At 74.0% G+C, this 16,924-nt stretch carries 16 protein-coding genes and 2 pseudogenes; 5 read left to right on the top strand and 13 right to left on the bottom strand.

From position 1 onward, the window contains the following. The 7 genes and pseudogenes from IE330_RS00655 to IE330_RS00680 all read right to left on the bottom strand — a co-directional run. Positions 1–135: pseudogene (locus IE330_RS00655) on the bottom strand (MFS transporter); the annotation flags it as partial. A 114-nt stretch (positions 136–249) separates the two neighbouring features. Next, positions 250–1,392, bottom strand: coding sequence for a hypothetical protein (locus tag IE330_RS00660; RefSeq protein WP_190133800.1), 1,143 nt, complete (start codon positions 1,390–1,392; stop codon positions 250–252). Between the two features lie 152 nt (positions 1,393–1,544). Further along, the gene (locus IE330_RS00665) at positions 1,545–2,198 is read right to left on the bottom strand and encodes a DUF5825 family protein (protein WP_190133801.1); all 654 of its coding nucleotides are present in this window, start codon (positions 2,196–2,198) and stop codon (positions 1,545–1,547) included. 48 nt (positions 2,199–2,246) lie between these two features. Beyond that, positions 2,247–4,196, bottom strand: coding sequence for a RiPP maturation radical SAM C-methyltransferase (locus IE330_RS00670; protein WP_190133802.1), 1,950 nt, complete (start codon positions 4,194–4,196; stop codon positions 2,247–2,249). A 76-nt stretch (positions 4,197–4,272) separates the two neighbouring features. Beyond that, positions 4,273–4,401 carry a hypothetical protein gene (locus tag IE330_RS39585; protein WP_268257251.1) on the bottom strand — a complete coding sequence of 43 codons (129 nt, stop codon included), beginning with the start codon at positions 4,399–4,401 and terminating at the stop codon, positions 4,273–4,275. A gap of 14 nt (positions 4,402–4,415) precedes the next feature. Next, complete coding sequence (locus IE330_RS00675) at positions 4,416–6,359, bottom strand: S9 family peptidase (RefSeq protein ID WP_190133912.1); 1,944 nt, start codon at positions 6,357–6,359, stop codon at positions 4,416–4,418. Between the two features lie 59 nt (positions 6,360–6,418). Further along, positions 6,419–7,948, bottom strand: a complete 1,530-nt coding sequence (locus tag IE330_RS00680) for an MFS transporter (protein ID WP_229925240.1) — start codon at positions 7,946–7,948, stop codon at positions 6,419–6,421. 614 nt (positions 7,949–8,562) lie between these two features. Between IE330_RS00680 and IE330_RS00685 the strand changes: the two genes are divergently transcribed. Next, the gene (locus tag IE330_RS00685; RefSeq protein ID WP_190133803.1) at positions 8,563–9,183 is read left to right on the top strand and encodes a DJ-1/PfpI family protein; all 621 of its coding nucleotides are present in this window, start codon (positions 8,563–8,565) and stop codon (positions 9,181–9,183) included. A 7-nt stretch (positions 9,184–9,190) separates the two neighbouring features. On the opposite strand, the gene IE330_RS00690 is transcribed toward IE330_RS00685, so the two are convergent. Next, complete coding sequence (locus tag IE330_RS00690) at positions 9,191–9,634, bottom strand: Lrp/AsnC family transcriptional regulator (protein WP_190133804.1); 444 nt, start codon at positions 9,632–9,634, stop codon at positions 9,191–9,193. A gap of 160 nt (positions 9,635–9,794) precedes the next feature. Between IE330_RS00690 and IE330_RS00695 the strand changes: the two are divergent. Further along, positions 9,795–10,525, top strand: a pseudogene (locus IE330_RS00695) (SMP-30/gluconolactonase/LRE family protein); the annotation flags it as partial. Here IE330_RS00695 and IE330_RS00700 read toward each other — a convergent pair. After that, a complete protein-coding gene (locus IE330_RS00700) occupies positions 10,495–10,845 on the bottom strand; it encodes a YciI family protein (protein ID WP_229925256.1) in 351 nt (116 codons plus the stop codon). The pseudogene IE330_RS00695 and the gene IE330_RS00700 sit on opposite strands and share 31 nt — an antisense overlap. A 111-nt stretch (positions 10,846–10,956) precedes the next feature. Beyond that, the gene (locus IE330_RS00705; protein WP_190133805.1) at positions 10,957–11,595 is read right to left on the bottom strand and encodes a LysE family translocator; all 639 of its coding nucleotides are present in this window, start codon (positions 11,593–11,595) and stop codon (positions 10,957–10,959) included. A 136-nt stretch (positions 11,596–11,731) separates the two neighbouring features. Between IE330_RS00705 and IE330_RS00710 the strand changes: the two genes are divergently transcribed. Next, positions 11,732–12,100, top strand: coding sequence for a hypothetical protein (locus IE330_RS00710; protein ID WP_190133806.1), 369 nt, complete (start codon positions 11,732–11,734; stop codon positions 12,098–12,100). Between the two features lie 16 nt (positions 12,101–12,116). Here IE330_RS00710 and IE330_RS00715 read toward each other — a convergent pair whose 3' ends face one another. Beyond that, positions 12,117–12,581 carry a cupin domain-containing protein gene (locus tag IE330_RS00715; RefSeq protein ID WP_229925241.1) on the bottom strand — a complete coding sequence of 155 codons (465 nt, stop codon included), beginning with the start codon at positions 12,579–12,581 and terminating at the stop codon, positions 12,117–12,119. 365 nt (positions 12,582–12,946) lie between these two features. Here IE330_RS00715 and IE330_RS00720 point away from each other — a divergent pair, with 365 nt between their 5' ends. Together IE330_RS00720 and IE330_RS00725 are read left to right on the top strand one after the other, a co-directional pair. Beyond that, a complete protein-coding gene (locus tag IE330_RS00720) occupies positions 12,947–13,798 on the top strand; it encodes a LysR family transcriptional regulator (RefSeq protein WP_190133807.1) in 852 nt (283 codons plus the stop codon). 112 nt (positions 13,799–13,910) lie between these two features. Beyond that, a complete protein-coding gene (locus IE330_RS00725) occupies positions 13,911–15,083 on the top strand; it encodes a serine hydrolase domain-containing protein (RefSeq protein WP_190133808.1) in 1,173 nt (390 codons plus the stop codon). Positions 15,084–15,259: 176 nt separating this feature from the next. Here IE330_RS00725 and IE330_RS00730 read toward each other — a convergent pair whose 3' ends face one another. Next, positions 15,260–15,832, bottom strand: a complete 573-nt coding sequence (locus tag IE330_RS00730) for a dihydrofolate reductase family protein (protein ID WP_190133809.1) — start codon at positions 15,830–15,832, stop codon at positions 15,260–15,262. Positions 15,833–15,998: 166 nt separating this feature from the next. After that, positions 15,999–16,898 carry an aminoglycoside phosphotransferase family protein gene (locus IE330_RS00735; RefSeq protein ID WP_190133914.1) on the bottom strand — a complete coding sequence of 300 codons (900 nt, stop codon included), beginning with the start codon at positions 16,896–16,898 and terminating at the stop codon, positions 15,999–16,001. Positions 16,899–16,924: the final 26 nt, after the last annotated feature.

Below are 16,924 nucleotides of genomic sequence, written 5' to 3' on the forward strand. Positions count from 1 at the left end.
GTGCAGCTCGATCAGCTTGCCGAGGCCGGATTCGCCCGCCCCGTGGGCGTGCGTGGCCTTGCGGATGCCGCGGGCGGGCCCAAGCGCCGGCGCCGCGGTGGCTCCGCCGCCGCCTGAGCCGCCGCGTCCCGGCAGCGGACATGATGTGCCAGAGGCCCGCCCCGACACTCCGTCGGGGCGGGCCTCCCGCGTCTCCCCGCGCCGGTGGGCGCCTTCCCGTGCGGCCGTGCGAGAGCCGCGCGGCGCGCCCTACTTCGGGTCGCGGAAGCGGCTGAACGCCTTGGTGAAGGCGGTCCGCAGCGAGCCGTCGGCCTTGCCGGCCGCGGGCGGCCGGAGCACGCCGTCGCCGCCGGTCGCCTCGGCCAGCGCGGCCTGCGCGGCCTCGGCGGCCTCCCGGTACAGGTCGCGGGAGGTCGTCATGGCCTCCAGTGCCTCGGCGTACTTGGTGACCATCCGCTGGGCGTGGTCCAGCTCCTCGTCCGGGGTGAGCAGGTGCCAGCCCTGGCGCAGCCGGGTCAGGGCCTGCTCGGCGTCGGCCGGCAGCGGGCGCGGCAGCGTGGCGAACTCCCTGACGCGGTCGAGGAGTTCGGTCTGCTCGGAGCCGTCGAGGAAGACGCTGCGCACGGTGAAGCGCTCGGCGTCGTAGTCCGGTCCCTGCGGCGCCGGGGGCAGGATGACGGCGCCGCCGCGCGGCATCCGCACGTCCAGCTCCCGCTTCATCGCGAAGTCGGCGATCTGCGCCTGCTCGGGCGTGGCTCGGTGCTCGACCACCTGGTGGCGCAGGCTCGGCGGCAGGGCGGTCAGGACCGGCTGTTCGCCCTTGGCGTCGGGCGTCATGGCCTCGTGCACCACGACGTGGACGAACCAGCTCTGCCGGGTGCAGTCCCGCAGCCGGTGGCGCAGCTCGTCGTCGTCCTTGGGCAGGTGGTTCGTCGCCCGCAGCCGCAGGTCCGGCACCGTGTCGTGGTCCCAGGGGACCCGGTCGCTGTCGGGCCAGAACATGGTGGCGGGCGAGGGCCACTCGACGTCCCACGGCAGCGCCGCCTCGGCGGCGAGGACCCAGGTGACGCCGTCGCCGTCCTTGCGGCGCGACTCGGGGTCGTACGTGGTGAGCTGGGCGCGCACCGTGACGTCGTCGGCCACGCGCCAGCGGGCCTCGAAGAGCCTGCGGGCCGCGGGGCCGGGGTCGGCGGCCTCGTCCCGCGGGTGCAGGACGGTGGAGCGGGCCGCCTCGGCGGGTTCGAGTTCCAGGAAGTCGTCGAGCACCCCGGCCGCCTTGAGGGCGATCAGGTTGCGCCGGACGTCCTGCTCGGGCTCGGGCCCGAGGTGGCGCCCGCGCCCCAGCCACACGGTGTCGGGGACGGTGGCCGAGGAGGTGCTGTTCTTGGTCATGGAGTCGTTCTGTGAGTGGTCAGGGGCCCGACCAGTATGGATGCCGCGGACCCGTCGTGGAAAGCGGCGTCCCGTCGACGGCCCCGTCGGCCGTACCGCGGTTGACGGCCGCCCGGCGGCGGCCGGGCGCGGCGGCCCGGCCGGGACGCGTTTCAGATCGCGATCGACTGCTGGAGCCAGCGGCTGACGCGGTACGGCACCCACCAGGCGTACTCCCCGACGTCCAGGACGAGTTGCTCGGTACGGAAGTCGTCGAGGGCGGCCGCGGGGACGGAGTCGGCGGCGGCGCCGTGGTCCAGGCGGTCGATGGCGGTGGCGTACTCGGGTTCGTCAGCGGTGAAGCGGCGCAGTTCCCCCCAGCGGCGGTCGCGGATCTGGAGGAAGCCGGGCCCTTTGCGCCACAGGCACTTGCAGAGGTAGTGGCCGTGGCGCCAGGCGCGCAGCGACTCCGCGGCGTCCTCGGGGCCCTCCAGGGCGGTGGGCGGCTGGAGGTGGCTGAGCACCCGCCAGGTCTCCCCCGCGTCCGGGGCGAGCCTGAGGGTCCACTCCACCATGACGGCGCGCGCGGTCAGGTCGCGGACGAGGCCGAGGGCGCGCAGGGCGGGCACCGGGTCGGCGGTGGCGGTCAGGTCCACGGGCTCGGGCAGGCGCACGCGGCGGGCGCCGAGCTCCCACAGGCGCGCGGCCTCGCCGCGGGCGGGCCCGGGCAGCGGCAGTTCGCCCAGGAACATGCCGGGCAGCGCGCACGCGGCGGGGTCGTAGTCGCGCCAGGCCAGGACCGTGGGCGAGGTGAGGGTGGCGGGCATCGGGCTCCTCTGGTCGGGCGCGTCCGGCGGGGCGGGCGGGGTCGGGGGTCAGGCCGGTTCGGGTACGGCGGCGCCGTCGTCGGGCGCGGGGACGGCCCGGGCGGGGGCGGTGCCGTCCTCGGCGTGGACGTGGCGCATGAAGTCCAGGCGGAGGAGGTCCTCGTTGACCGCGGCCGGGGCGATGTGGACGTACTGTCCGGCGTCGGTGAACACGATGCCGAGGGCGAGCCAGTCGTCGAGGAGGCGCCGTACGCGGGTCTCGTCGGGGGCGGCACCGGGGAGGCGCGATGCGGCCTTGCGGGTGAGGGCCTGGGCGGTGTGCGGCTGGTCGAGGAGGCGGAACAGGGCCAGTTCGACGGGGTCGGTCAGCTCCATGGCGCGCCAGCCGAAGGCGCGCCGGCGGCTGACCAGGACGATGCGGTCGCCGTGGTCGTCGTGGGTGAGGCGGGCGTCGGTGTGGTGCTTCTTCCAGTCGGCGAGGGCGGCGTTGAGGGCGCCGACGGTGGGCTCGCCGATGCCGCGGGCCGGGGCCTCGAAGACGTACGCCATGTCGTACAGCTCTTTCTCGGGCAGGTCGTAGGTGAAGCGGTAGTGGGCCTCGGGGCGCAGCTTGGTGAAGCCGAGCTCGGGGCGTTCGAAGTAGGGGCTGAAGCGCTCGATGGCGATGCGGGCGGAGAGGTCGACCGGTGGGTCGAGGTGTTCAAGCGCGGGGATCTGCGCGATGACCGGGTCGTAGTCCTCGGCGCTCTCGCCGGGGAAGCCGTGCAGGTAGTTCCAGGCGACGGAGAGGCCGGTCTCGGCGCCGTCGCGGAGCATGCGGACGTTCTGGCAGCCGCTGACGCCCTTGTCCATCAGGTCGAGGACGCGGCTGTTGAGGCTCTCGATGCCCGGCTGGACGTAGATGAGGCCGGCGTCGGCGAGGGTGCGGAGCTGGCCGCGCTTCATGTTGGCCTTGATCTCGATGTGCAGGCGCAGGTCGTAGCCGCTGTCGATGATGCGGGGCAGGACGGTCGACAGGTAGCGCATGTCGAGGATGTTGTCGACGACGTACATGTCGAGCACCCGGTGGCGGCGGGCCAGCTCCATGATCTCGTCGTAGAAGGTGTCCGGGCTCTTGGAGCGGAACTCCATGAACGAGCCGTTGAGTCCGCAGAAGGTGCAGTGGTGCTTCTCGCCCCACCAGCAGCCGCGGGCGCCCTCGACCACGAGTTTGGGCTCCACCCAGTTGCGGGCCACGGAGGCGGCCAGGCGCTCGAAGTAGCCGCTGTAGTCGGGGGCCAGGATCGCGGCGGGCGGCAGCGGCCGGGTGGCCATGGGGTTGGCGACGCTGTTCCTGGCCGGGTCGCGGTGGCACAGGCCGGGCACGGCGTCGACCGGGGCCTTCTCGGCGAGCGCGGTGAGGAGCTGGGGGAAGGCGCCCTCGCCCTCGCCGCGGACGACATAGTCGACGAAGGAGAAGTTGCGGTGCACGGCCGCGCCCTGTTCGCCGTCGCAGTTGGCGCCGCCCAGGACGGTGACCACGTGCGGGGCGATGTCCTTGACCCGGCGGGCGGCGGCGAGGGCGGCGGTGTTCTGCTGGAAGGTGGAGGTGAAGCCGACGACGTCGGGCTCCTTCGCCACGATCTGCCGGGCGATCGTCTCGACGAACTCGGGCACGATCCGGTGGAGTGCGCGGGTCATCTCCATCCGGGCGGGCTTGAGCTTGCCCGTCATCGTGGTGGTGAACTCCTCGTCCCGCCAGTTCGGGTCGCGGTAGAGGGCGGAGGAGAAGACCCAGTCGCCGCAGCCCATGAAGTACGAGGAGAGCGCGTAGTACTCGTAGTCGTCGGCGGTGAACTCGGTGCGCTCGGTGATCCAGTCGGTGAAGGCGAGGTTGGCGTGCAGCACCTCGGCGCTCGCGCCGGGGACGCGCTCGTCCACGCTCCGTTTGAGGATGCCGAGGGCCAGGGACGGCAGGTCGATGGGCGACCAGGGCATGTTGACCAGCAGTACGCGCATGGCGCTCCTCCGGTGATGGGGCCGGGGTGGGGCCGGCCGGCCCCCGGGGCGTGCCCGGGGACCGGCCGGTTCGGGATCAGTCCTCGGCGCTCTCGTCGCCGTCCTCGGCGTTGCGGAACGGGACGGTGACCGTGATGCCGACGCTCGGCTTCCGGTTCGTCTCGTCCTCCGCGAGCGGGTCGTTGTGGATGACGTCCTTCTGCATGGCTCTCTCCTTCCTCAGTGGTGAACGGTGCGGTGCGCTGACCCCCCTCCGGGCGGACGGGGGCGTCTGGGTGGGGCGGTGCCGGTGGTGCGGTCGGTACGGTCGGTGGCGCGCAGCTCCCGGTCGAGGAAGAGCACGGCGCGGCGCAGCACGGCCACGTGGTCGCCGCCGTCGTAGCCGTCGTGCCCGGAGTCGAGCCACAGGGACTCGTGGCGGGCGCCGGTGGCGGCGAGGGCGGCGAGGTAGGAACGGACCTGTGCGGCCGGGCACTTGGTGTCGTGGGTGGCGGCGACGACGAGGAGCGGGTCGCGTACGCGGTCGGCGTAGTGGATCGGGGAGCTGTGCGCGTAGCGGGCGGGGACCTGGTCGGGGGTGCCGCCGAACAGCCGCTCGTCGAGGGCGCGCAGGGCCGGGGTGGCGGCGGCGTGGGCCGCGGCGTAGTCGGCGACCGGTTTCACGGCGACGCCCGCGCGCCACAGGCCGGGGCGGGTGCCCAGGGCGAGCAGGACGAGGTAGCCGCCCCAGGAGGTGCCCCACAGGCCGGTCGCTTCGGGGCGGATCAGGCCGCGGGCGGCGAGGTCGGCGCGTACGGCGGCGAGGTCGGCGACCTGGGTGTGGCCGACGCCGGCGCGGAAGGCGCGCTGCCAGCGGGGGCCGTAGCCGGTGGAGCCGCGGTAGTTGACCCGGGCGACGGCGAAGCCGGAGGCGACCAGGGAGTGCACGGTGCCGTCGTAGGCGTCGCGGTCGTGGTCGGCGGGGCCGCCGTGCACGAGGAAGACGGCGGGGTGCGGTCCGGGGCCGCCCTCGGGGAGGCTGAGCAGGGTGTGCACCGGGCCGTCGGGGCCGGGGGTGCGGATGTCGCGCAGGGTGCCGGGGACGCGGCCCGCGACGGTGCCGAGCGGGGGCAGCGGCGTACCGGCGGTGGAGGCCATGCGGGGCGGGTGCGTGCTGTCGGTCCAGAGGGTGTGCAGGTCGCCGCCGGGGTGCGGGGCGGCGTCGAGGAGCGTGCCGGGCGGGGCGGGGACGGGGGTGCGGGTCCGGCTGTCCAGGTGGGCGCGGTGCAGCAGGGAGCGGCCGTGGCGGTCCTGGCGGACGAGGACGGAGCGGCCGTCGGGGTACCAGCGGGCGGTGATCTGGGTGTCGAAGGCGCACCAGTCGTGGGCGCGGGTGCCGGTCTCGGGTGTCCAGGTGGCGAGGGAGTAGTGGTCGTCGCGCTCGCGGACGAGGAGCAGCGTGGCGGTGGCGCGCCCGGGCGCGGGGGCGAAGCCGAGTGCCCAGAGCCTGCCGTGCGGGCCGTCGCCGGGCAGCACGGCGGCCTCGGTGCCGTCGGGGGTGAGGACCGTGACGGCGCGGGGCGAGTCGGCGGCGCGGGTGAGGGCGAGCAGGTCGCCGCCGGGGGCGAGTCCGGCGAGGGCGGCGGGGCCGTCGACGCGCGTCACCTCGCGGCCGGGGCCGCCGCGGGGCCCGAGGCGGACCGTGGTGCTGTCGTCGAGGCCGATGCCGAGCGTGAGCGCGGCCGTGCCGGTGTCGGCGCCCGCGGTGGCGGCTCGCGCGGTGGCGGCTCGCGCGGTGAGGGCTCCCGCGGTGAGGGCTCCCGCGGTGACGGTCGTCCCGGTGGCGGCCGGGCCGGTGACGGCGGCACCGGTGGGGGCCGGGCCGGTGGCGGTCGTCCCGGTGACGGTCGTCCCGGTGGCGGCCGGGCCGGTGACGGCGAGGCCGCGGGCGGTGCCGTCCGGGACGCCGGTGAGCCCGGGCCGGTCGGGCCCGCCGTCGAAGGGCTGGAACCGCCAGTGGCCCACGCCGCGGGCGTCCTCGGCGAACCACCACACCTGGGCGTCGCGGTCGATGGCGCCGTGCAGGGTGCCGCCGGGGCGGTCGGTGACCTGGCGGGCGCGGCGGGCGGCGGCGTCCCAGGTGAAGACCTCGCAGCGGCCGTCGGCGTCGGCGGTGAAGACCATCCGGCGCGGGTCGGCGGCGCACACCTCGGGCAGCGCGGCCCGGTAGACCTGGAAGCGGCTCACGCGGCGGCCTCCGCGAGGTGGGCGCGCCGGGTGGTGTGCGCGGCGAGCAGGGCGAGCAGGGCGGCGCAGCCGACGGCGGGCGCGGCGGTGCCCACCTGGTCCGCGAGCAGCCCGGCGAACACCGGGGCGAGGGCGGCGGCCCCGCCGGAGGCCGTGGCGAGCACCGCGCCCACCCGGGCCTGCAGGGCGGGTTCGGTGACCAGCAGGACGCGGGCCTGCAGGACCACCGCGGGCAGCGGGACGAGGAGGCACACGGCGCCGAGCAGCGCCCCGTACGCCCACGGCCCGGCGGCGGTGGCGAGGGCCGCGGTGAGCGGGACGAGGAGCCAGGTGACGGCGGTGAGGAGCCGGGCGGCGCCGACGCGCTCGGCGGCGCGGGGCGCGGCCAGCGAACCGGCGAGTCCCGCGGCGCCGGAGACCGCGAGGACGGCGCCCAGCGGCAGGGCGCCCGCGCCGGAGCGCTCCAGCGCGAACACGGCGGCGTAGTACAGCGCGACGGCGGCGCCGTTGACGAGGGTGATCCACACCAGGACGAGGCGGAGCAGCGGCTGCCGCCGCACCAGGCGCAGCCCGGCCGCGGCCTCGCGCAGCAGGCCGCCGCCGGGGGGCACGGCGTCCGGGGCCTTCAGGTCCGTGCGCATCGCGCGGACGCAGCAGGCGGCGACGGCGTACGAGACGGCGTCGGCGAGGAAGGGCAGCGCGCGGGAGACCTGGTAGGCGGCGCCGCCGAGGGCCGGGCCGAGGATCAGCGCGCCCTGGTCGGCCGCGCCGAGCCGGGCGACGGCGCGGGGCTGCTCGTCGGGCGGGCAGACCAGCGCGACGGTGCCGCGCGAGGCCGCCTCGTGGCAGGCGGTGGCGAACCGTTCGACCAGGACGGCCCCGAGGAGGTGCGCGAGCGTGAGGTGCCCGAGGGCGAGGGCCAGGGCGACGGAGCCCAGGGCGAGGGCGGAGACCACGGCGGACCAGAACATGATCGCCTTGCGCGCGCCGCGGTCGGCGGGGACCGCGGCGAGCGGGCCGAACAGGATCCCGGCGCCCAGGGACAGGCCGGCCACGAGCCCGGCGGTCTGGGCGGAGTGGCCGAGCGAGAGCAGCAGCAGCGGCAGGACGACGCCGGAGGCCTGAGTGCCGAGCGCGTCGGCGGCGTTGGCCCACCAGAAGAGGCGGAAGTCGCGGGCGGAGGTGGTGCGGTGGTGCGGGGTGGCGTGGTCCTCGGGGGCGCGGTTCTGGTGGTCGCGGTCCTGCTGAGGGGCGTGGGCCTGCTGGGTCGTGCGGTCCTGCCGGAGGGCGTGGCCCTGGGGGGCGCGGTCCTGGAGGTCGCGGGCATGACCCTGGGGGGCGCGGTCCTGGAGGTCGCGGGCGTGGTCCTGGGAAGTCGTGCGGTCCTGCGGGGTGGCGCTGTCCTGGGAGGTCGCGGCATCCCGCGACGTGGGGTCCAGGCGTGCGGCGGAGCGGTCCTGGGACGGGTGGGATGGCGGTAAGTCGCCGCGGCGGTCCGGTGTGTCCGCCTGCGCGTACGGCTCCACGCAACCCCCCTCACAACTGTGAATGACCTGTGCAGAGATGTGCAGAAAGCGAAACGAGAGCGGGATCGTAGCCAGGCCGCCGAGCGTGCTACAAGGTGCACGGGCCACTGGCCGAAAAGCGTGGTGCAGGAGGGGAGGGAGCGCCCACCGGACACCACGACAAGGGGAAGAATGAGTTCCGGCTGACCCTCTGAGCCTGGTGTGACGGGAGGGGCACATGTGACACCTGGGCCGCAGCGGAGGAGGACGCGGCCGGTGAGCAGCACACCGCCCCGCGTCAGAGCAACACCGTCAACTGCTGTACGCCGCTTGCCCATTGATCGGTTCCCACGGCCGCGATGATGGCTGATTCCCACCGGCGTGGGGGGGCGGAATGTCGGCCCCCTTTCGCGTCGCCTTTGCGTCACCGGAATGCCGCCGCTTCGCTCCGCTTACGCCGGGGCGGGCCGGCGGGGGCTCCGTGGAGAGGGGCCGCCCGTACGCGACCACCCGCGAAGGACCGTCCGGGACTCGGCCATCCGGAGGGCACCGACCGGGACTTACCGTCCGGATGGCAGCAAGCGGGACCTGGCCACCCGGCGGGCACCGGGAGGGTGCTGGCTATGCTGCGGCGCATGGACATAGTGATCCCGCTCTTCGACCGCTTCGAGCCGCTCGACGCGATCGGGCCGTACGAGATCCTCGCGTACGTGCCCGGGGCCTCCGTACGGTTCGTCACGGCCGAACCCGGTCTGATCGAGGACGTGTTGGGGTCGATGCCGGTGCACGTGCCGACCAGGTACTCCGAGGTGGAGCGCTGCGACGTCCTGCTGATCCCCGGCGGCGGCAGCTTCAAGACCATGTCGGCCGACCCCGGCTTCCTCGACTGGGTGCGCCGGATCCACGCCGGGACCCGCTTCACCACGTCGGTCTGCACCGGTTCCCTGGTGCTCGGCGCGGCGGGCCTGCTGGAGGGCCTGACGGCCACGACGCACTGGAACGCGGCGGCTTCCCTGGAGTCGTACGGTGCCGTCTACACCGCCGAGCGGGTGGTCCGGCAGGGCCGGGTGATCACCTCGGCCGGGGTCTCCTCCGGCATCGACATGGCGATCCAACTGGCCGCCCTGCTCACCGACGAGGTGACCGCCCAGGCGATCCAGCTCTACACCGAGTACGACCCGCAGCCGCCCTTCGACACAGGGTCGGTGGCCAAGGCCCCGGCCGAGGTGGTGGCCCGGGCGCGCACCCTGGACTAGGGAACGGTCACACGGCCGTCGGGTCGACCGGCCGCTCGAAGAAGGTCTCCAGGACGACCGTCGCCTGCGTCCCGCTGACGCCGTCGATGGCGTAGAGGCGGCGCAGCACGTCCTGGAGCTGCTCCGTGGTCGCGGTCCTGACCTTGACCAGGACCGAGGCGCTGCCGGCGATGACGTGCGCCTCCAGGACCTCGGGGAGCGCGGCGAAGGCGTCCGCGGACTCCCCCATCCAGGCGCTCGACTCGACCATCACGTAGGCGAGGACACCGCTGCCCAGCGCCGCCGGGTCCACCTCGGCCGTGGTGCGCCGGATGACGCCGCGCTCCCTCAGCTTGCGCACCCGCTCGTGGGCCGCCCCCGCGGACAGGCCCACGGCCTGCCCCAGTGCGGCGTACGACTGGGTGGCGTCCTGCTGCAGTCGGGCCAGCAGGGAGCGGTCTATGTGATCCACAGCTCTCCATTCGGAATGTCCTTGTGTCGACCATAGCTCATCCTGCACTCTTCCCTTCTGGCCGAAGAGCATTCGGCACCTCGGTGGGAGGAAGTCCATGACCAGTGACCGCCCCGCGCTCTACGAGATGTTCGACGACCGGTTCCGTACCGGGCGGTGCATGAACGGCGACGCCGGTGTGGAGGTGCTGTACACCGGGTGCCGCTGGGCCGAGGGGCCGGTCTACGTTCCCGCCTTCCGGCAGGTGATCTGGAGCGACATCCCGAACGACCGCATGCTGCGCTGGGACGAGGAGACCGGTGCCGTCGGCGTCTTCCGCCGCTCCGCCGGGTACACCAACGGCAACACCCTCGACGGCCAGGGCCGGTTGATCACCTGCGAGCAGGGCAACCGCCGGGTGACGCGCACCGAGCACGACGGCACGGTCACGGTGCTGGCCGACCGCTGGCAGGGCAAGCGGCTGAACAGCCCGAACGACGCGGCGGTGAAGTCCGACGGTTCCCTCTGGTTCTCCGACCCCGACTTCGGCATCACCAGCGACTACGAGGGCCACCGCGCGGAGAGCGAGATCGGCGCCAACAACGTCTACCGGGTCGACCCCGACACCGGTGAGGTACGCCTGGTCGCCGACGGCCTGACCGCGCCGAACGGCCTCATGTTCTCGGCCGACGAGCGGCGGCTCTTCGTCTCCGACACCGGCGCGAACCACATCCGCGTGTTCGGCGTGCGGGACGACGGCACGCTCACGACGGCGAGGTCTTCGCCGACGCCGGGGACCGCGGGAACGCCCGCTTCGACAACATCCGCTTCGACGACGGCGGGCGGCTCTGGGCGGCCGCGATGGACGACGGGGTGCACTGCTACGACCCCGACGGCACGCTCATCGGACGGCTCGTCATCCCGGAGACGGTCGCCAACATCGCCTGGGGCGGCGCCAAGCGCAACCGTCTCCACCCGGCGATGAGGTCCTTGGTCTCGGCGAACGGGCCGTCGGTGACCGGCGGCCGCCCCTCGCCGTCGTACCGCACCCAGGTGCCCTCGGGAGCGAGCGCCTGGCCGTCGACGAACTCGCCGGTCTTCTCCAGCCGGGCGGCGAACTCGTGCATGTACCGCATGTGGGCCGAGATCTCCTCGGGCGTCCACCGTTCCATGGGCACGTCATTGACCGCCGCCGGAGCGCCGCGGTAGTGCTTGAGCAGCAGGTACTTCATCGTGTTCTCCTCGGTGCCGGTGACCCATTGTGGTCACGTTCACCCCGGGGACGGAGCAGCTCAGCGGTTCTCGACATCGCCGCGGAACTTTTCACGGAACCCGCGTACGGCTCACTTGGCCGCGACCGTACGCACCCCGAAGCCGACCAGCACCGCCCCCGCGAGCCTGCTCACGCCGCACCGGAAGTGGGGCGTGTCGCACACCGCCCGCGCGGCGGCGACCACAACCGTCCAGCTCAGCAGCCAGGCGAGGACGACACTCACCTGTACGAAGGCAAGCACCGCGATCTGCGGCGCGAGGGGGCGGCCCGCGGTGAGGAACTGCGGCACGAGGGTGAGGTGGACCGACGCGGCCTTCGGGTTGAGGACGTTGGACCAGAGGCCCTGCCCGAAGCCGCCCGCCCGGGCCCACGGCGGGCTCCATCGTCCCCGGCCCGTGGTGTCCACGCCGGCGCCCGCGCCGCGCCCGGCCGCGCGCCACGTGGTCACGCCGAGCCAGACGAGGTAGAGGCCGCCGAGGAGCCTGACCACGGTCAGCGCCCGGGCCGACGTCATGACGAGGGCGGACAGGCCCGCCGCGGCCAGTGCCGCGTGCACCAGGAGCCCGCACGCCGACCCGAGGGTGACCCGCACGCCGTCCGCGCGGGAACCGGCGAGGACCCGCTGGGTGACCAGGGTGAGGCTGGTGCCGGGGATCAGCGCGAGGGGGACGATCGCGGCGGTGAAGGCGAGTACCTGGTGCCAGTCCACAGGCCGAGGTTAGCCGCGCGGGTGGCGTGGCCGGGAGCGCGTTGCCGCCAAGTGGGCGCAGGGGTATGGGATTTCGTGCGTCGCGCGTGGGCGGGGCGGGTGGAGTTCGCCCGGGGTGCGGGGTGACAATGGCCCCGTGTCCGTCATCACCTGCGTGTACTGCGGCGAGTCGCTGACCGGTGACCTCCGGGAGGTTCCGCTGCCTCCGGCCTCCGCGGAGTTCACCGGCGAACGCATGGGGACGCCCCTGCTGCGGCAGGGCACCTACGCGGTCAGCCCCGTGACACTGGCCCTCATCCTCCACCCCGACGACGCCCCGGGCACGGTCCCGCACGCCGCGCTCGGACGGCGCGGCGGCTGTTGCGGGCCCGACGGGCTCGGCGGGCCCAACCTCCTGTGCCGCGGCTGCGGAGCCGAGGTGGCGACCGAGCAGACCGACTGCTGGATGGAGCACCTGATCAGCGTCGACCCGGGCTGCGCGGGCATCGGCCCCGCCCGGTCCTGAACCGCGGGCGGAGGCGTCAGCGCCCCGCCCCCTCGGCCAAGCCGGTGGCGGGTTCGGTGGCGTAGCGGCTCATCGTCCGCAGGTGCCCCTGCGGGGACGGGGTGCGGCGCTCGGCGATCGTGTCGCGCAGGTCGCGGAAGTACTGCACGTACAGGTCCGGGGTGAACAGGCTGAGCAGGACGGCCGGTTGGCCGGTCGTGTTGGCGAAGGTGTGCGGAGCTCCCGGCGGGACGAGCACGAACGTGCCCGCCGTCGCGTCGCAGACGTCCTCGCCGACCGTGAACCGCACCGTGCCGGAGAGGACGTAGAAGCCCTCGTCGTGCCGGGCGTGGCGGTGCTGCGGGGGTCCCGGCGTGTGCGGGGCGAGGACCGACTCGGTGACGGCCAGGCGGTGTTCGGTGCGGGTGCCGTCCTCCAGGACGCGCATGCGCGTGGTGCCCAGGACGATGCGCTCGCCCTCCCTCGGGCGGACCACCGACACGGCGGGGCACGCCCCCGGCGCACCGGCCTGCGGCCCGTCGGCAGGCTGTCCATCGGCACGCGGCCCGTCGCCACGCGGCCCATTAACAAACGGTCCATCGCCACGCGGCCCATTGGCACACGGTCCATCGACACGCTGCCCGTCGACACCCGACCCATCGGCACACGGTCCATCGCCACGCGGGCCATTGGCAGACGGCCCATCGGCACACGGTAGATCGGCACGCGACATCTCGGTCCCGGGCCCCTCGGGCCGCGGCTCGCTCGTCTGCGGTGTGTCAGTCATGCCCCCATTGCACGGCCCTGGTGCCGCGGCCGTCCAAGACCCGTTCCGGCACGCCGATACCGTACGGGTATCGTCGCGCCATGGAGCTACGCACGCTGCGCTACTTCGTGGCGGTCGCCGAGGAACTCCACTTCGGCCGGGCCGCGGCCCGGCTGCACATGAGCCAGCCGCCGCTGAGCCGGGCCGTCAGACGGCTGGAGGCCGACCTCGGCACCGGGCTGTTCGTCCGGTCGTCCGCCGGTGTGGCGCTGACCCCGGCCGGGGCGGTGCTGCTCACCGAGGCGCGGGCCCTGCTCGGCCGGGCCGACCGCGTGCGCGCCCGGGTGGCCGCGGCGGGCGGCGCCCGGCTCCTGACCGTCGGCGTGCTGGGCGACAGCGCCGACCCGGTCGTCACCAGGCTGGCCGGTGCCTACCGGCGGCAGCACCCGGGCGTCGAGGTCCGCGTCCGCGAGACCGACCTGGCCGACCCCACCTGCGGGCTGCACGCGGGACGTGTCGATGTCGCCCTGACCCGCGGGCCGTTCGACGAGACCGGGCTGACCGTCCACGAGCTGCGGGCCGACCCGGTGGGCGCGCTGCTGCGGGCCGACGACCCGCCGGCCCGCCACGGTGCCCTGGCCCTGGCCGACCTGGCCGGCCGCCCCTGGTTCGTCTTCCCGGAGGGCACCGACCGGCTCTGGCAGGCGTACTGGAACGGCGGGGAGCCGCGCGAGGGCCCGGTGGTGCGGTCCGTGCAGGAGTGCCGCCAGGCCGTCCTCTGGAACGGCACGGTCGGCATGACGCTCCTGGGGCACGAACCTCCCGCGGGCCTGACCGTGGTGCCGCTGACCGACATGCCGCCGAGCCGCGCGGTGGTGGCGTGGAACACGGGCGACACGCGTCCCTTGGTCCGCTCCTTCGTCCGGCTCGCGGCGGCCGCGTACCGGAACTGAAGCCCCCACGGCGGCAGGGCCTTTCACGACGCCGACAGGTCGCCCCGTCGACGGCTCCTGTGCCTACACTGCCCCCGATACATGATCATTGTTGACCGCTTGGGGGATACGCATGTCCATACGCGCACCGCACCGGAGACGGAACGTCCTGAAGGGCGCCGCCGTCGCGCTCAGCGCGGCCGTGGCACTGACCTGTGCCGCCGGTACCGGCACCGCGGCCGAGGCGTCCGGCGGGCACGGCGCCACCCAGCGCGCCCTCGACGCCCTGGAGCGGGCCGGGATGCCGGGGGTGGCCGCCGAGGTGAAGGACGCACGGGGCAAGTGGTTCGGCTCGACGGGCTACGCCGACACCGCGACCAAGCGCAAGCGCACCCCGGCGGACCACCTGCGCGCGGGCAGCAACACCAAGTCCTTCGTCGCCGTGGTCCTGCTGCAGTTGGAGGCCGAGGGCAGGCTCCGCCTGGACGACTCCGTGGAGCGCTGGCTGCCCGGCGTCCTGCGCGGCAACGGCTACGACGGCACCAAGGTGACGGTACGTCAACTCCTCAACCACACCAGCGGCGTGCACGACATGGTGTCCACGCCGGAGTGGCGGGAGTACATGAACGGCCCGGGCTTCCTGGCACACCGCTACGAAACCCGCACCCCGCGGCAGATCGTCGACATGGCACTGAAGTACGCGCCCGACTTCGAGCCCGGCACCGGCTGGAACTACTCCAACACCAACTACGTGCTCGCAGGCATGATCATCGAGAAGGTCACGGGCAACACCTACGCGCACGAGGCCGGACAGCGCATCATCAAGCGCCTGAAGCTGCGCGAGACCACGTTCCCCGGCACCGACCCGACGATGCCCGCGCCCCACCCGGTCGGCTACTCCAAGCTGTACGCGGCGAACCCCGGCCCCGAGGTCCACGACGCCACGGAGTACAACCCGGCGTGGTCGGGCGCGACCGGCGAGGTCATCAGCACCACGGGCGACCTCAACCGCTACTACAGCGCCCTGATCAAGGGGGAGCTGCTGCCGCCCGCCCAGCAGCGGAAGTTGCTGGACACGGTGGAGACCGGCACGTTCTTCGAGTACGGGGCCGGGCTGATCGTCCGCACCCTGTCGTGCGGGGTGAAGGTCTACGGGCACGACGGCATCGTCTGGGGCTCCCTGACCAGCTCGGCGACCACCGCCGACGGCAAGCACACGCTGACCTTCCACATCAACGGCGACTGGCTGGAGGACGGCAAGCCGTACGAGGACGTCTTCGAGGCGGAGTTCTGCGGCAAGGGCTGAACCACTGCCTGACCGGCGGGCCGGCCGCGCACCGCGTACGGGCGGGACGCGGCCGGTCGGCCGGCCGGCCGAGGACGAGGTTCTCGTCAGCACACTCAGCGAACTCAGCGCACTGAGCGGACTCAGCGGACCCAGCGCACTGAGCGGCCTCAGCGGACTCAGCGGACCCAGCAGCCTCAGCGGACGACGTCGAAGACGTTCTTCTGCAGGCCGTTGGCGTAGGCCTCGTGCTCGACCAGCCGCAGCTTCTGCGTGTCCTTGTCCGTGGCGCTGAAGAGCCGCTTGCCCGCGCCGAGCAGGAGCGGGAAGACGAGCAGGTGGTAGCGGTCGATGAGGCCCGCGTCGGAGAGGGACCGGTTCAGCGACGCGCTGCCGTGGACGATGATCGGACCGCCCTCGGTCTCCTTCAGCGCGGCCACCTCGTCGAGCGAGCGCAGGATCGTCGTCTCGCCCCAGTTGTCCACCAGGTCGCCCTCCGCGAGGGTGGTGGAGACGACGTACTTCGGCATCGTCCGGTAGCGGGCGAAGTCCTCCATGCCGGGCCACACGGCACTGAACGCCTCGTAGCTGGCCCGTCCAAGCAGCATGGCGGTGGCCTCCTCCTGCTCGCGGCCCTTGATCTCGTACGCCTCGGGGAGGAACTCGACGTCCTTGAACGTCCACCCGGAGTTGCGGTAACCGGGTTCGCCGCCCGGGGCCTCCATGACGCCGTCGAGCGAGATGAAGGCGGTGCTGATGAGGGTGCGCATTCTGGTTCCTCTGTGTGGTGACGTATGGGTGGCCTGGGCGGGTGCCGCCGACCGTACACGCGGCCGCGGCGCCCCCACCATCCCTTACGACTGCCGCTCACGCGGGAACTCATCGGCCGCGGCGCGTGCCGTTCCGCCCGCGCCGACGGCCGTAGGACGCCGCGCCCTAGCCGATGAGGGCCTGGTTGATCTGCCGGGTCGTCTGGGCGGCGACGCGGGGGCTGGCGGCGGCGTACGTGGTGTAGGCGTTCAGCCCGGTGGCCAGGGCCCAGCCGCGGCCCCGCAGCCACGTCGCGTCGTCCACGTCGAGGGCCTCGCGGAAGACGGCACGGCCGGTGGCCGACAGGAGGGTGTAGGCGATGATCAGGTCGCGGGCCGGGTCGCCGATGCCCAGTTCGCCGAAGTCGATGACCGCGCTGAGGCGGCCGTCGGCCGTCAGGAGGTTGCCGGTGTGGAAGTCGCCGTGGACCCACACCGGCCCGCGGTCCTCCTCCCGCGCGGCGAGCGCGGCGTCCCACAGGCCGGTCAGCGCCACGGCGTCGAACACGCCGTCGACGTCGGCGATGGCGGCCCGCGTGGCCCGGTCCCGGTCGGCCAGCGGTCGCATGGCCAGGTCGCCGGTCGTGGGGCGCTCCGGCACGTCCTCGGGCGTGCACCGCCGCAGGGCGGTCAGGAACCCGGCCAGCGCGACGGCGGCCGCACGCGAGTCGGCCAGCGCCTCGACGGTCGCGACCTGTCCGTCCAGCCAGCGCGACACCGCCCAGGGCCAGGGGTAGCCGAAGTCGGGCTGCCCCACGCCCATCGGGACCGGCACCGCCAGGGGCAGCCGCGGGGCGAGCCTCGGCAGCCACACGGCCTCCTTCTCCGCCTGTGCCCTGGCCCCGGCGTGGCGGGGCAGCCGTACGGACAGCTCCGTGCCGAGCCGGTGGATCACATGGTCGGATCCGCCCGGCTCGACCCGTTCGAGAGGCAGACCGGCCCACTGCGGGAACTGCGTGTCGACCAGACGCCTGACCAGCGCGGTGTCGATGGCGGGGCGCACGTCCTCCGCGGGCTCGGGTCGCACTCCCTCCGCGGGGTCGGTGCGCGTGC

The organism is Streptomyces longispororuber, from assembly GCF_014656095.1.
In the GTDB taxonomy this organism is placed as follows: Bacteria; Actinomycetota; Actinomycetes; order Streptomycetales; family Streptomycetaceae; genus Streptomyces; species Streptomyces longispororuber.